The sequence below is a fragment of the Halomonas sp. G15 genome, from assembly GCF_021282295.1.
Lineage (GTDB): Bacteria > Pseudomonadota > Gammaproteobacteria > Pseudomonadales > Halomonadaceae > Halomonas > Halomonas alimentaria.
In genome coordinates this window covers 1-14,759 of the sequence record NZ_JAJSPA010000026.1, presented here as the reverse complement: position 1 = coordinate 14,759, position 14,759 = coordinate 1, and the positions used below count along the sequence as shown (strand labels likewise).

Annotated in this window: 10 protein-coding genes; 5 read left to right on the top strand and 5 right to left on the bottom strand. The window is 45.7% G+C overall.

Features of this window, described 5'->3' with window-relative positions:
• Positions 1 to 72 precede the first annotated feature (72 nt).
• From LWH48_RS12415 to LWH48_RS12395, 5 genes are read left to right on the top strand one after another with little or no spacing between them, the layout of a single operon-like run.
• Entirely contained in the window at positions 73 to 891 is an 819-nt protein-coding gene (locus LWH48_RS12415; protein ID WP_219983232.1) for a TnsA endonuclease N-terminal domain-containing protein, read from the top strand.
• Entirely contained in the window at positions 875 to 2,950 is a 2,076-nt protein-coding gene (locus tag LWH48_RS12410) for a DDE-type integrase/transposase/recombinase (protein WP_165565847.1), read from the top strand. Before LWH48_RS12415 ends, LWH48_RS12410 begins: the two co-directional genes overlap by 17 nt.
• The gene (locus tag LWH48_RS12405) at positions 2,947 to 4,602 is read left to right on the top strand and encodes an AAA family ATPase (RefSeq protein ID WP_165565848.1); all 1,656 of its coding nucleotides are present in this window, start codon (positions 2,947 to 2,949) and stop codon (positions 4,600 to 4,602) included. The genes LWH48_RS12410 and LWH48_RS12405 overlap by 4 nt, the downstream gene beginning before the upstream one ends.
• Positions 4,602 to 6,149, top strand: a complete 1,548-nt coding sequence (locus tag LWH48_RS12400) for a TnsD family Tn7-like transposition protein (RefSeq protein WP_136374463.1) — start codon at positions 4,602 to 4,604, stop codon at positions 6,147 to 6,149. The genes LWH48_RS12405 and LWH48_RS12400 overlap by 1 nt, the downstream gene beginning before the upstream one ends.
• Complete coding sequence (locus LWH48_RS12395; protein ID WP_232912818.1) at positions 6,124 to 7,719, top strand: Tn7-like element transposition protein TnsE; 1,596 nt, start codon at positions 6,124 to 6,126, stop codon at positions 7,717 to 7,719. The genes LWH48_RS12400 and LWH48_RS12395 overlap by 26 nt, the downstream gene beginning before the upstream one ends.
• Before the next feature lie 159 nt (positions 7,720 to 7,878).
• On the opposite strand, the gene LWH48_RS12390 is transcribed toward LWH48_RS12395, so the two are convergent.
• From LWH48_RS12390 to LWH48_RS12370, 5 genes are all read right to left on the bottom strand, one after another.
• The gene (locus LWH48_RS12390; RefSeq protein ID WP_232912817.1) at positions 7,879 to 9,012 is read right to left on the bottom strand and encodes a GGDEF domain-containing protein; all 1,134 of its coding nucleotides are present in this window, start codon (positions 9,010 to 9,012) and stop codon (positions 7,879 to 7,881) included.
• Between the two features lie 230 nt (positions 9,013 to 9,242).
• On the bottom strand, positions 9,243 to 9,719 hold the full coding sequence (locus LWH48_RS12385; RefSeq protein WP_165565849.1) for a small multi-drug export protein: 477 nt from the start codon (positions 9,717 to 9,719) through the stop codon (positions 9,243 to 9,245).
• Positions 9,720 to 12,761, bottom strand: coding sequence for an efflux RND transporter permease subunit (locus tag LWH48_RS12380; RefSeq protein WP_232912816.1), 3,042 nt, complete (start codon positions 12,759 to 12,761; stop codon positions 9,720 to 9,722). It lies immediately after the preceding gene.
• Positions 12,761 to 13,891, bottom strand: a complete 1,131-nt coding sequence (locus tag LWH48_RS12375; RefSeq protein ID WP_165565851.1) for an efflux RND transporter periplasmic adaptor subunit — start codon at positions 13,889 to 13,891, stop codon at positions 12,761 to 12,763. The genes LWH48_RS12380 and LWH48_RS12375 overlap by 1 nt, the downstream gene beginning before the upstream one ends.
• Positions 13,892 to 13,925: 34 nt before the next feature.
• Positions 13,926 to 14,516, bottom strand: a complete 591-nt coding sequence (locus LWH48_RS12370) for a TetR/AcrR family transcriptional regulator (RefSeq protein WP_110069145.1) — start codon at positions 14,514 to 14,516, stop codon at positions 13,926 to 13,928.
• Positions 14,517 to 14,759 lie beyond the last annotated feature (243 nt).

The window sequence follows — 14,759 nt, the reverse complement described above, 5'->3', positions numbered from 1 at the left end:
AGTTGGTAACTTGCAAATAAAGCTGGTAACTTAGCTCCGTATACTTTATGTGCAATGTCGGAGGTACGGAGCTTGACCAGCTTATCCCTTGACTCTCGTTCACTTAAATGGGTTAAACAAGGTCGCGGAAAGGGGTCAGGAAAAGACTACCAACCCTGGTTGACCGTCAGAGACCTGCCTTCTGCTGGACGATCTCACCGCATCTGGGGATTCCAGACTCAACGAACCCACCATCTGTTGTCAGACCTAGAGCTGGCGGCGTTCTTTCTGTTTGATTGGAATCCATCTGTCACTGATATCCGGGAGCAATACCCTCTCCGATTAGAGGATACCATTGAGCTTGCAGCGCAAGCGCGTATCCGTCATCCCGAAGTACGAGGACAAATTCAAGTCATGTCCACGGATTTTCTAGTGGACACTAATAAGCCTGAGCTTCCCAGAATGGCTATTCAGGTAAAAACCTCTTCAGATCTTTCTAATTCTAGAACCATCGAAAAGCTGGAGCTTGAACGGCGTTATTGGGCGTTAAAGGAAGTTCCATGGTATTTGCTGACAGAAAAACAAATTCCCAAGACCGTCACCAAAAATATTGCCTGGCTGTATCCTGCGCAATTAGTTCTGGATGGGATCGAAGATACTCTGAATATGGCTTCCCTTTACTTGGGCTTCTTTATAAATCATCCGACTTTACTGATTTCTCAAGTTTCGATGATGCTCGATCAAGCCTATTCACTCTCTCCAGGCGAGTCCCTGCAAAAGATACGTTCGCTGTTAGCCTTGAGGGTTTTCTTATTCGATATCAGAAAGCCTTGGTCAACGCTGGCTGTAGGGGAATTACAAGCATCTTCAGACATTGATTCATTGAGGAATTATTATGTTGCGAATCAATGATGTTGTGGCATTCGAAGAGGCTCGGTATCGAATTCTTGATGTCTCAGACATTCGATATACATGGATTAATGTTGATTCCGACAAAGCTTTCCCTGAACGGGTTTCCCTGGCAGAAGTGGAAGACTTCATTCTTTCTGAGACGTTAAAAAAAATTGATGACCCCTATTCCCATCTTGCCGCTCAGCTCCCGGAACACGGCTCAGTAGCACAGCAAATTCGGGACAAGCGTATGGCCGTTATTGAGCCTTTAATACACCAACCGGATATCTATTATCGCAGTAGTCGAGGCGCACTGGTTCAGCAGGTTGTGAATGAATCTGGAACAGCTAAAAAAACACTATATGCTTATCTTCGCCAATATTGGCAGCGAGGTTGCATGCCGAACGCGCTTTTGCCGGACTACGATAAATCAGGCGGGCGAGGAAAAAAACGCACAGCTTCAGGAAAAAAATTAGGGCGTCCGAGAAGTATAGCACCGGGTACCGGCGCCATTGTAGATACTGGCGTTGAACGCATGTTTCGTATTGTGCTTGATCGCCACTATCTGACGGAGAAGAATCATTCTCTACCCTATGCTCATCGACGCTTCGAGGACATGTTTGAAACGGCTCATCCCGATGTACCGAAAGAGAACTTCCCGACAGTTGCTCAACTACGTTATTTCTACGAGCGGGAATATGTCCGGCCTGAACGTATCCGGCTGAGAGCCAATAAAATTGAATATCAAAAGGACATCAGACCGTTACAAGGAACAGCCACAACTGGGGTTCACGGTCCTGGTGCACGGTACGAGATCGACGCGACTATTGCCGATATCTATCTGCTTTCCGCTGACAGACAAAAGATTATTGGCCGACCAACTTTGTACGTGGTTGTCGATGTCTATAGCAGATTGATTGCTGGTTTCTATGTGGGATTTGAAAACCCCTCCTATGTGACGGCTATGTTGGCACTGGTCAACGCCATGATCGATAAATCTCAGATATGCCAGTCTTTCGGTTATGACATCGAGCCAGAGGATTGGCCGTCGATTGGACTGCCGGACGCCATTTTGGCTGATCGCGGTGAGTTGCTGGGCCATCAAATTGAATATCTGGAGCAGGCCTTTGGTGTTCGGATTGAAAATACACCACCTTATCGTGGGGATGCGAAGGGTATCGTTGAGCGGCATTTTCGCACTATTCAAGCAGACTTCAAGCCGTTTGCACCAGGAGTGGTTGCTGGAACCACCATCAAAAAGCGCGGCGGGAAAGATTATCGGTTGGATGCAACACTTACATTGGACGAATTCACTAAAATAATTATCGGCTCTATCCTGCATCGCAACCAGAGTTCGGTATTGGTCAAGTATGACCGCGATCCGGATATGCCGGATACACTCGCACCTGTACCAATTAATATCTGGCAATGGGGTATTCAAAATCGTAGCGGACGGCTACGTAACACATCGGAGTCGGCGCTGAAGCTGGCATTGTTGCCTCGTCAAAAAGTAACGCTTTCCGATTACGGTATTCAATGCTTCGGTGCCTTTTATACCTGTAGGGAGCTGCTGGCGTCTGGCTGGCTCCATAGAACCGGGCAACAGCGACCTGGCCCCTTTATGGCGGCGTATGACCCCGCGGTAACCGACATCATTTATGTCTTCCCAGATGCAACAAAATCAGATTATTGGGAGTGCTCGCTAACAGACCGCTCAAGGGAATTTAGGGGCCGGTCGATGTGGGAGTTATGGGACAGCCAGCAGCAACAACGAAAATCAACAGCAGCAGCTAAATTGAAAGAGAGGGAAAGCAAAAGATCGCTGGAAAATGTGATTCAGGAAACCATCCAAAACGCGGAAAAGCTACGTCCTTCCTACTTTGGTGAATCAAAAACAGAAACTTTGGTTGGCATCAATCAAAACCGACGGGAAGCCCGTGAGCAGGAACGCCAGAAACGTCGAGCGGATAACAAGGCTACTGAGCCGAAACCCAAAGCAGATGTCAGGTATTTGACTGATCAGCCCGAAGATGGGGCTTTCCCAGATTTTCTGGATGACCTGTTTGGAGATGATGAATGACGCTACCCAAAGGCATGGTGCAGGCAATTTATAATGATACCGGGATAAGTCAGTACCAAGGAAACCCGCTCATTGAAGCTTTGCCGCCGATTCTGGACCGGCGTCAGCTAAAGGACGGGTTATCGGGTCAAATTACGTTTCGCCCAACCGACGTTTATCTTGATGGCCAGACCCGTATTCATGTCATATCTCAATTACTTGATAATTTTTTCCAGCCGCTATCCCGTCACATTGAACTGGAGTCAAAATTATCAGTCATGCTTCGACAAGGGTATGTTGGCAGAAATCTGGCGACAGGCGAACTGAATGCCCACATCCAGAATGGTTATGAGCGTGTCATGCAGGGGGATTTGGCTGTTTTCCGGTTCGAGCATGTGGAATCCACCGCTAAGAGTCTGGCTTTCATCGGTTGTTCTGGTTCAGGCAAGACAAGCTCATTGAACCGTATTCTGGCAACCTATCCCCAGTTGATATATCACGAAGCCTACAACTTCACACAGATCGTTTTCCTTAAAATTGACTGCCCGCATGACGGTTCGTTGAAAAGCCTGTGTCATAACTTCTTTCGGGAAATTGACGCGGTACTCGCCACGAATTACGTACGTCGCTACGTGGAAAAACGACATAGCGTAGAAACCTTGATTGCGGTAATGGCACACATTGCCAACACCCACGCAATTGGACTGTTAGTGATTGATGAAATCCAGCATCTGAGTGTTAAGAATTCAGGTGGTGCCGAGCGCATGCTCAATTTCTTTGTCACACTGGTTAATGAAATTTCGGTCCCGGTTGTCATGGTGGGGACACCAAAGGCCAGATCTGTCTTTGAACTGGATCTGCGGTCCGCTCGTCGTGGTGCAGGTTTTGGTTCAATACTATGGGAGCCTTTAAGCAAACCATCAGGCGAGCAGGAGGTATCCCGTACCGAGTGGGGAGCCTTCACTGGCCGTTTGTGGAAGTATCAATGGCTGACTAAAGCATCCCCTGAAGTGACCGATGAGATTAGATATACTTGGTACGAGCTTTCACAAGGCATTATGGATGTCGTCATCAAGTTGTTTGTTTTGTCACAGATCCGGGCTGTTGTCACCGGCATTGAGCGCATTACCCCCGCCTTGATGCGAAAGGTCTACCAGGATGAGCTAAAACCTATCCACCCCATGATTGATGCGTTACGGTCGGGTGATGTGACAAAAATTGCGCGTTACTCAGATCTGACTATCCCCGACGTGGATAGAAAAATACTGGAACTGAGCCACCTGCTGCGTTCCAACCAGGAAAGCATTGATACCGTAGTCAAGTATGGGGGTAATGAACAAGCTGTTCGTTTGCATAATATGCTGGTTGATATGGGGTATGCCTCTGAGCTGCTTGAACCTCTGATCAACAGAGCTTTTGAGGATCATCCAGGCCTTGTGATGAAGGATCTTATGCCGCTGATCCTCTCTTGGTATCAGAGTGCAGAGATAGAAAAGCCAGCGTCATCCACCCCCAAACTTAAGGCGATGAAGAAAGCTGACTGGCATACCCTGGATTCAGAAGACTTGCGCTTTCTATTCTCTCAGTCCGCCAATGAGGAAACCTTCCAGGAATCACTTGGCTGCAACGGCTTGCTTTTTGATGCCCAAGACTGGGTTAATTCCTTTGGGTGATGGCCGTGTTGAATTTTCCTATACCTTACACAGAGGAGTTGATGTATAGCGCCGTGGCAAGAGCGGGTGTCCGGCAAGGGCTGACCAGCCCAAAGCAACTGTTGGATGAGGTCTTCGAATCTCGCAGTATTATCGCAACGATAGACTTACCTAACCATATTGCAACGCTCTCTCGCTGGCTTCCAGAGGAGTTCACACCCGAAAGATTGATCTACAGCCATACTTTATTTCCGCTTTACGCACCTTTTGTTCCAGAGGCTCGACGGCTTCAGTGCATGAATTGGTTGTACCAGGGTACTCAGGGTGCCGCTCATCTGGCATTAGGAGTTTCCGCCTCTCGCATTAAATCCCCGCGTTTTGTCAGGTACTGCCCCGGTTGCATAGCCGCTCAACGTGAACAATTTGGTGAGTATTTTTGGCGACGAGAATGGCAGGTTGCCGGAGTGGAATCGTGCCCCGAACACGGTGTGTTGATGGATACGCGGATTGCTCGCCCCCTGATTGAACGTCATCGCTTTATCGCTGCTGCACCTGAACACTGTCATGTGACTAAACAGCAAAAGGGAATGGGAGTATCTGATTGGATAACCACTCAGGTGCGACGGTTGTTAGTTCGGCCGGCGCAAGCGTCCCCCAGTTTTGAGCAATGGACAGGGTATTATCGCAGCCTTGCTTATCGACTGGGTTTTTATCGGGGAAAAGCCCAAGTTGACCACTCGGTGATAAAAAATAAGGTATTAAAGGTGTGGCCTGCCGCTTGGTTAATCCGAAACCGTCTGATGCCTCCCAGTTCCGATATTGATGACTCAGACTGGCTGAAAGCAATCTTCCGCAAGCATCGAAAAAGTTTCAATTATCTTCAGCATATTGTTGTTCATCAGGCATTGCTGGATAACCAATGGCAGATAGACGATGTGCTTGATGAAGTTAGCCGGAAACCAACACGTAAAACGCCACAACAAGTTAAGGTTGTGATGCAACAGTCGAGCAGTCAAACGCCAGATCAGGAAGCTTGGCTCGAATTGTTGTCATCTTGTCAACCCCTTCAAGCCAGAAAAAAATCACCAGACTTGTATGCTAGGCTCTATCGGAATCATCGCGACTGGCTGTTGGACGTTAACCATCGTTATGCACAAGACAAGGCAAACCATAACGTACCACGTATTGATTGGGACAAACGGGATCGGGAATATCTGCAAGCACTTCGACAACTGGTTACGTTTTTGAATGCAAATAAACAAGGGCCCAGGCGCTCAAGAACCTACTACCTTAAGTTGCTTGGCAATCTCTCAACCCTTGAGAAAAACCTCCATCAAATGCCATGTACATCGGCATTTTTGGTGGCTAATTCGGAAAGCGTTCCCCAGTACCAGATCCGACGCTTGCAAAATGCCTATGACGATTTACGGGTTCTCTTTGACTCGCCGCCAAGGTGGCGATTGTTGCGAAACGCCGGATTGAGTGAAGAACGAATGATGGAGCCTGCCAGGCAGTATTTGGAAAATTTAGTGGATACGGAACATGAAGTTCAAAGGTGTAGAAAATAACAGTGTTATCCGGGAGATTGGCTCTTTATTTCGCCGCCATGATGGCCCTGATTGGCACATTAATGTCAAACTGGCACCAGGCCAAAAGAAACAATATTTTGGTGTCTCTCAAATTCCGGTCTTAGCAAGACGCAGGGTGGTCAATGCAAGCGAACAACCACGCCCTGCCGGATTCCAGTCCCGTATTGTGATAGAAAATACTCGTCATTGGCGTACTGAACCTATCGAAGCCTGTCCAATTCCGGTGGTAAATCGGCAGGATGATGGACAGCAATGGTGCTTTAATTTTGAATTTGGTGGAACGCAGTATTATCTTCCTCAGCTCGAATTAGCGCGAGTGCTGTTCTTCCACCACGCCTATATAACGCGTTTAGCTTTGATCCCCAACGGACTCTCTCAGGAGTTTGATGTCCAGCGCTTAGATAAGTTGAGCAAGGCGCTCGTCAATATTCTGCCAACCTGCACTCTGCCGCTGTACGTCAGAGGTGACTATGCATTAAGACGGTTGTTAGCCTGGATATTGCTGGATGAGGAAGCTAAGCTGTCTTTTGAAAGTGTTGCCCGCTACCAACTTCAAAACGGTTATGACACAGACAAGTACCGTCTGTGGCGTTTTCAATTTGAACCACCACCGCTCGCAGGTGTTGAGCTGACACTTCGTGGTCATTACGATCAGGAACGAAAAGCGTTTTTTGTGTATGAGATTTATGGTGTTTCTAATCTAACCTGTGATTGTCCCGCCTATGTCGATTTTGTCGATCCCCGATTCGCTGAGAGGCGAGCAGGCCAGGGGTATGCTGTTCGACCGGGCCCGCAATCCGGCCCAGAATTGGAAATTGATGACGAACAAGAGCCAGATACTGATCAAACAGAAATCCGGATTGAAACGCCAGCCGTCGCATTTGAGTTTGCTAATCCTATTCGGACAACTCGCATAGGTAAGAGAAAAGGACAGACTGTCTGTTTGGGCCAGGAGGGCGACTCGTCAGACTCTCCAGAAAATACTGGCTTTGAAGTAAGTACGGATGAGGCCAGTACTCACGGTACATTACCTTCAGCAGATTATGATGGCATGGAAGACAAGAGCGACGACGCACATCTCTATGCGGATAAATTTGAAGCTTTTAACGCTATGGTGCTGCAATTGGTTGGCATGTCGGGTTACCGCCACATCCACAGGGAAATCCGAAAGCTTCCCACTATTGATGGTTACTCCAAACACTTGCTTGCAGATGGTAACCCACGTTGTCTGGCTTTTCATCGAATTGAAAAGGATGGTCAAGAGTACGCATTGATAGAAGTGGATACTTCCGATAATAAGAACAGACTATCGACACTCCTGTTGAAGCCGCATGTCCAATTTGATTGGGAACGCACTCTTCGAGAGTTGGAAATCAGGTTATTAAAAAAATCACTGGCATGGCCTACAACACTAATCAAAAAGCTCTTTAGTGATAGATATAAGCGTGTGCCTCATCCAAAATCATCATCTGAAAATAAAGTATTCCTTGAAAATGAGTCAATTAAACATTGGGCTGAGCGAGTTTATAAGGAGATTAGATTATCGTAACATAACTGTTTTAACAATATAGCAATCGAGAAGCTTATTATCCTGGACTATGATAGCTACTCAAGGCAAAGCTCTTTACTTGAGCTGAGCGAAATCCCATCCGTTGTTCTGTTTGGCTTGGCATTTAATTGAATAAAAAGGAAATTTTTAAAACACATTTTATTGCGACAATACAGTTTGATTCCGCCCTTTTTTCTTTGCCTCATAAAGTGCGTTATCTGCTTTCTTGATAAACATCTCCATAACAATTTCAGTTGTATACCTACTGCTTCTACTTTCTGGCAAGGATGATACACCCAAGCTGATAGTCCACTTTACAATTTCTCCGGCATCACCAGTCACAGATATATCCTCGACGTGCTTTCGAATCCGCTCTGCAAGATTTTTCGCATCAGTTATGTTGGTGTCCGGTAAAATAACGGCGAATTCTTCTCCACCAAGCCTGGCAACTAGGTCAATTTCTCTTGATTGGTTTACGCATAAGTCCGCGAGCGCACAAATAACGCGATCTCCTGTAGGATGGCCGAAAGTATCATTGATGCGTTTAAAATGGTCTATATCAAGTAAGATAAGGGCGCAATCACTGCTTGAGCGAGCACTTCGGCTTGCTTCTGATTTTAGTTTACTATCAAAGTAACGCCGGTTTGCGACACCCGTTAACGGATCTGTTTGAGAGGATTTCTCTAAGGCGAGTAGAAGGTTGTAACGATGATAATAACTCCATGAAAAGACGAGCATAATGAATAAAGCTGAAACGCTCGATTGCACTGAGATCTGGAAATAAACGTTTTGTATCAGCTCATCTAGCACGCCATGGTTTTCGGATAGAACAACAAAGGAAAAAGCAACAGTAAGAAAAAAAATCTGAATGTAGATTGAGAAGCCGATGAGAACAAAAAAGATAAAAAATGGATAGAGTGCAAAATTACTCACTGTTGTCACTAAGTCTTCGCCAGTATGCTCTATTATTCTTATACCGAGATACGCAGAAAAAACCAGCGTTATTAAAATTGTTGCCGTAGCTAATTTCAAACAGCTCGATTTTAAAATAATCCAGGCAGGTATAACTAATAGAAGAAAGTAAAGTCTCAGCTGAAATAACTCACTTTTTATTTCAGGATGTGATTTGTAGTCAAAAATACCTTCGGCAAGCCCCAAAGGAATGAGTATCAGTAAAATCGCAGCTGTATATAACCGATGATCGTTAAATTTTTTGTTTAAATAATCACTACTAAGTTCAAGCTTGCTCAACTGTATTATGGCGGTCAAAGCACTCTCATTTTTATGGAACATCATTTATATCCATACTTCAGTGAGGGGGGCGTTCGTGATATGTGTGTTCATTTTGATTTAACAGCTTTTACTAGCCTGTGCTAACAGTGTAGCCGATATAGTTGAGATAGGTATGGGGATGTGCCTTAATTTGGCGAGGAGTGAAGTTACCCATTATGAGCTTTGGTAACTTTTAAGTAACGGTAGCCAGCCTTGGAGCTGGCTACCAGAAAAGCTTTTGTTTTGTGCCATTACATAAAGGGAAGCTGTTTTTCTTCTCCTATTTGAGTGATCCCCAATGACGCCAAAAATCCAAATAGTAACGAACAGACCAGCAGTGACAAGGTAAACCAAAACATAACAACCTTTCTGTTAGCCCCCATGGCAATTGAAAATGCACCAGCGGCATGGATACCAATCAAAAATGGTCCCAGAAAAGCCAAGCCTGGAACACCAAATTTTTCCATAATTACATGTTTACGATCCGTTATGTCGTGGGCAACTTGCTCAGTTTCGGGCTTATTTCGCCAGCGCTTCATAAATAACTTAACTTTTTCACTGGCATAAATTATGGGTAACAGCGAAAGCAAATTTCCGAAAAAGCCTGCAAGTGCAGCCGGAAACCATGGTAACCCAGCAATAACACCCAATGGGACGGCAATCCAAACTTCGAGCACCGGAATCGCCGCCCCCACAAAGACACTGATATAGAGTAATAAATCATTCATTTAGATCGCCCTTGCTGCTTTTTTTGTGAAGAACAAAACATATAAGCTTGGCACAACGATAAAGGATGCAATGGTGCCTGAAATAAGGCCGCCCATTATCACAACGTTAAACGAGCGCCATAGCGGATCATTGGCGATAAGCAAAGGAAGCAGCCCTAATATAGTGGTTATTTGTGTCAACATAATAGGGCGAAACCGTTGCATTAAAGCCGATTTGAGTGATTCAAGCTCAGATTTTCCTGCGTCTTTCTCGATATCAATTTGTTCGATAATTAGCATAGCATTCGACACAATAATGCCTATTAGGGCGAATATCGCTAAATTTGCCATAAAATCGAAAGGCAGCCTGAAAATGATCAGTGCTAGAAGTAATCCAATGGCACAGAATGGGATGCTTAGCACGATAATTGCCACTTTACGAAACGAGTTGTACTTGTGGATGAACAAAATGATCATCATAAGCACACAAAGTGGCAGGAAAGCAAAAATAGCTTCTGCGGTTACCTCACTCTCTTCAATCTCTCCGCCAAACTCGATTTGCACTTTGCCAGTATTGCGAACTTGCTCCAACGTTTCTGCGATGTTGGAAACCAACTCTTTAGAGGTCATCGCCGGATTAAGCGCTGTCACTGTCAGGGTTGGCCGTAAGTTTCTTTTCTTCACAATCGACGGATGAAACTCAGTATCAACGCGAGCTATTTCTGATAAATACACTGTTTTGTCAGATGATTGGGAAAAAATCTGAATATTATTTAATTGCGACAGTGTCGCGTTATCTGTTGGCATTGCCAGCATAATAGGCAGAAAGAATTCTCCTTCCCGAAGCTCAGATGTACTCTCTCCGAGAGTATTTTTCCTAAGAGCGGAAAAAATGTCTTCTCGTGTGACTCCGGCATAGCTTGCTGCGGCTTGGTCTACATTTACCACTAAGCTGGGGATAGGTTGTTCCCAGTCCTGTTTGATGTTAATCGTCCCATGTACGTTGCTAAGCGCCTCTTGAATCGTTGCAGCAGCCTGTAATAAATCACTATGGTTGTTGCCGATGATTCTAACGGCTGCTTCGCCTGGAGGCGTGGAGCCCATGAAAAACGGGTTGATCCCGAGCTTGGCATAGGGGAAAACGGGGGGCATCTCAGCCCTAAGTTGGCTTACAAAGGCCGCAACATTGGTTTCTTTACTAAGATTGACAACAAAGTAAGCGGTATGCGGAGCCGGATCTGGCGGATTCAGGCCCAGGATAAAGCGTGGTCCTCCTTCACTAACATACGCAGTAGCGCCTGTAATCTGCGGAAAACGTTGTTCCTCTGCAAGCCATCGCGTCATTTCTTGTGCAACTTCAGCTGTGCGGTTTGCAGGCGTGCCCGCTGGGAGCTCAAGGGATATTTGCATTTGTGAGCGCTCAGACGGTGGAAAGAATGCCTCAGGAATAGTCGCAGATAAAAATAACGATAGGATAAGGCTTGCTGTCGCACCTGCTAAAAATGCTTTTGGCCAGCTGATGACTTTGTCCCAAAAGCGAGACATGATCAACATTAAGCGCGAGAGCTTACTTTGCTCAGATGTGTTTTTCCCTTTCCTGATAGACCACTGCGCCAAAATCGGCACCAGCATAATGGCAACAAACCAGGAAATGATCAGCATTACGCCAATGACGATGGTTAGCGTCTGCATATAAATCGCAGTGATATTATCGGTGAACATAGGTGGGGCGAATGCCAGGATAACCGTTAGGCTAGCAATCAGCATTGGCGTACCCAGTGTCTTTCCGGCGTGTAAGGCTGCTGATTTCCCAGACTCACCTTGATTAATACGTTTTGAGATATCCTCAACAATCACCATCGGGTTATCAACCAAGATCCCAAGTGCAATGATAAACGAGGCGATACTAACCTCATTAAGCTCAACACCAAGCACACGTAAAACGACTAACGTCATAATGCCTGTAATGGGGACAGCAAGTCCCACCAGTGAACCCGCACGTATTCCTAGCGCAATGGCTGTTACGGCTGTAACCACCAAAATGGTTTGTAACAGCGTTGATATCATTGATGATATCACTCGGCTTACGACTTCACCCTGGTCGGTAATGATTTTCAATTGAAAGCCAGCGGGTAAATCGTATTCCCACTGCGCTATTTGTGTGCGAAGGCGATCATTGAAATCGACCATGTTAACGCCTGGTGTCATATAACCTGCAACAACAATAGCCTGCCCCCCATTTAGATAGGCGGCGGTATTAAGCGGTTGTGCCGTTGACCTTATTACATCAGCTAGCGTGTCAAGTGGTAACTGGCTGCCGTCTTGCAGCACAATAGGGATCGCTTTAATATCCTCGATAGAGTTATAGCCGCCTCTGACATAAATACGACTCTCCTGGTCGCTAAAATTCACTCTGGCAATATCATCAAGCGAATTGTTTTTATGCAATTGCAGGTAGATATCATTTGGCTTGATCGAAAATTTGGACGCAGCAAAAGGCTTTAGATTGATAGTCACTTGCTCCTCGGTGACACCATGCAAGGTGACTTTATCCATACCAGGAATATCGTAAAGAAAATCCCGCAGCTCACTGGCTTTATTTCTAAGTTGCTCAAACGTGTGATTGGGGGCACTAATTGCAACAGTCATCACGGCAACGGCGTCATAACTATCGTTAACAAAAGGCCCAGACACACCATCGGGAAGTGAGTTTTGCACATCCTGCATTTTCGCTCTGGCTCTGAGCCATGATTGCGCGTAATCTGGTGTTCCGTCCTTAATCTCCAAAGAGATATGGATCTCTCCGGCACGAATAGACGTCGTGATATTTTTAGTTTCTTCCAGTTCACGCAAAGCACGTTCAACCGGGCGCGCCAATAGCGATTCCGTTTGATAAATATCTAAGCCAGGGTGATAGGCGGTAATCACAGTGACATTTATCGGTAGTGTGGGCTCTTCCTGAGATGGGTAACTCGGGTATAACGCCAACCCTATGCTCGTAAGCATAAAAAACAGAAAGAGCACTAAACGGCTGTTAGCAAGTGAGAAGCCTGTAATGGACATTAACGCGTCTCCCCTAAAACACGAACCTGTTGCCCGTCACTGATAAAGGCCGCTCCGGCTGCTACGTATCTCTCTCCGAGTTTCAACTCAGCATTAATAATGTAGCCTGTAGGTTGAATATCGATAATTTGTACAGGTTTTTTACTAACGGTATTGGACTCACCGTTAAAAGAGTATAAGAAAGCACTGTTACTTGTTGCTTCAACATAAACTGCGCCGTGAGGAACCAAGAGAACGTTTTCGCTATTCTTCAGTCGATAGTTCACTGCGACCACGATACCTGGCGGTAAAAAATTGCCCTCTGGCACTTGTATACGCAGTTTAACCGGCAAGCTTAAACCATTACTTGCTCGCTCTGCGATGTGGGACACCTCAGCCTCAAAAGACTTCCCTTGATGACTAATACTGATGACCTGTTCATTTGTAGAACGTAGAGCATTTGCCAAAGATACAGGGATTGATGATTCAACAATAAGTTGGGCTGAACTGTCGAAAGTAAAAATGACCTGATTCTGAGCGACCTCTTCAAAGGGTTCAACTTGCCTGGTAGAGACAACACCATCATAAGGGGCTTTTATTACTGCTTGAGAGAGTTCTCTTTCTGTGAGTCTGACTCTACTTTGTGCTTCACGCACAGAGGCTTGAGCGGTTAAAAAAAGCGTTCTAGCAGCGTCTAGATCTTGCTGTGAAACTGCATTATTTGATTTGAGGCGATTAAGCCGTTCAAAGTTTGCTTGGTGCTCTTCAAGCGCGATCTGCGCTTTTGAGGCTTCAGAACGGGCGTTATCGACCGCGAGTTGATAAGGCTCAAGATCCAGTGTCGCCATGATATCGCCCGCTTTTAACCGGCTACCAATATCTACCAGCACCTTTTGCACTTTGCCAGGAACGCCAAATGAGAGCTGCGCTCTGCTCTCTGTTTGTGTTATTCCAGAAAAGCGAGATTCTTGGTAATGCGCGTTTGCACCTACTTCATTGAGCGTAACCACTCGAATGTTCTGCTCAGTGGGCTCAGGTATACTTTCACTGCTGCAACCCTGGAATAGGACAAGCAGGCTAACCAATGCATACTTGCTGAATTTCTTTAATAATATAACTGATCGTTCGAGTATATAAAGTGGCGAATTCATATCAAACCCTCTTGAGGTATGGCTTAAATATTAATTACTTTTTTGGTGTAAGAAGGGTCTGAACAAGCTGACGTAAAAGCTCCCGCGAATACTCGATATCCGCAGTCGCTATCTGGCAGGACAAACCATCAATGTAGGCAAAGATATAGTGGGTTATCTGCTCGGGTGTGAGCAAATAACTTGCCTCATCTTTATCCTGTAATTTCTTGATCATGGCACAACAGGTGTCAAAGAGCTCTTGACCTGAATCCTGTACCGCTTTCTTAATTTCTGGGTTTCTGGATGACTCTGCGAGGATCTCCAGATACATAATAGTTCCTGTTTTATCGCCTGTGAGATAGGCCTCTTGCTCCAAAGCATCCATAAAATCACTAGCGCTTTCAATTCTTCTCAAGGCATCGAGATCTCTTGAAGAATAGCGTTTGGCGATTTCCAGAATGAGTTCATTTTTTGAGGAAAAGTATTGATAGAGGCTTGCCTGGCTGACTTTTGCAACACGAGAAATCTCCGCCATGCCAGCGCCATGAAAGCCTTTTTTAACAAAGCATTGCACGGCACCATCAAGAATGGCCTCGATTTTAGCCTCTCGAGCTGCATAATTAACTGGACGACCTAAATTAGACATAAAAGCACCACTTACTTTAGTGAGTGGTCAATCATATAAATGGCGGTGATTCTTGTCAACTGATATCGGGTGACGTAGAAGTGGATTTTTCTGAATGTTACTATCTTTATTATTTTGTAACTATTCAGGTGGCTGCGGATGGGGTATCGCCAACCAGCTGATTTTTCTGGCATAGTGCACAGCATCATTCGGCACACCTATGCGGTGATATGACCATCAGCGATATCAACGTCGACGAGGCCC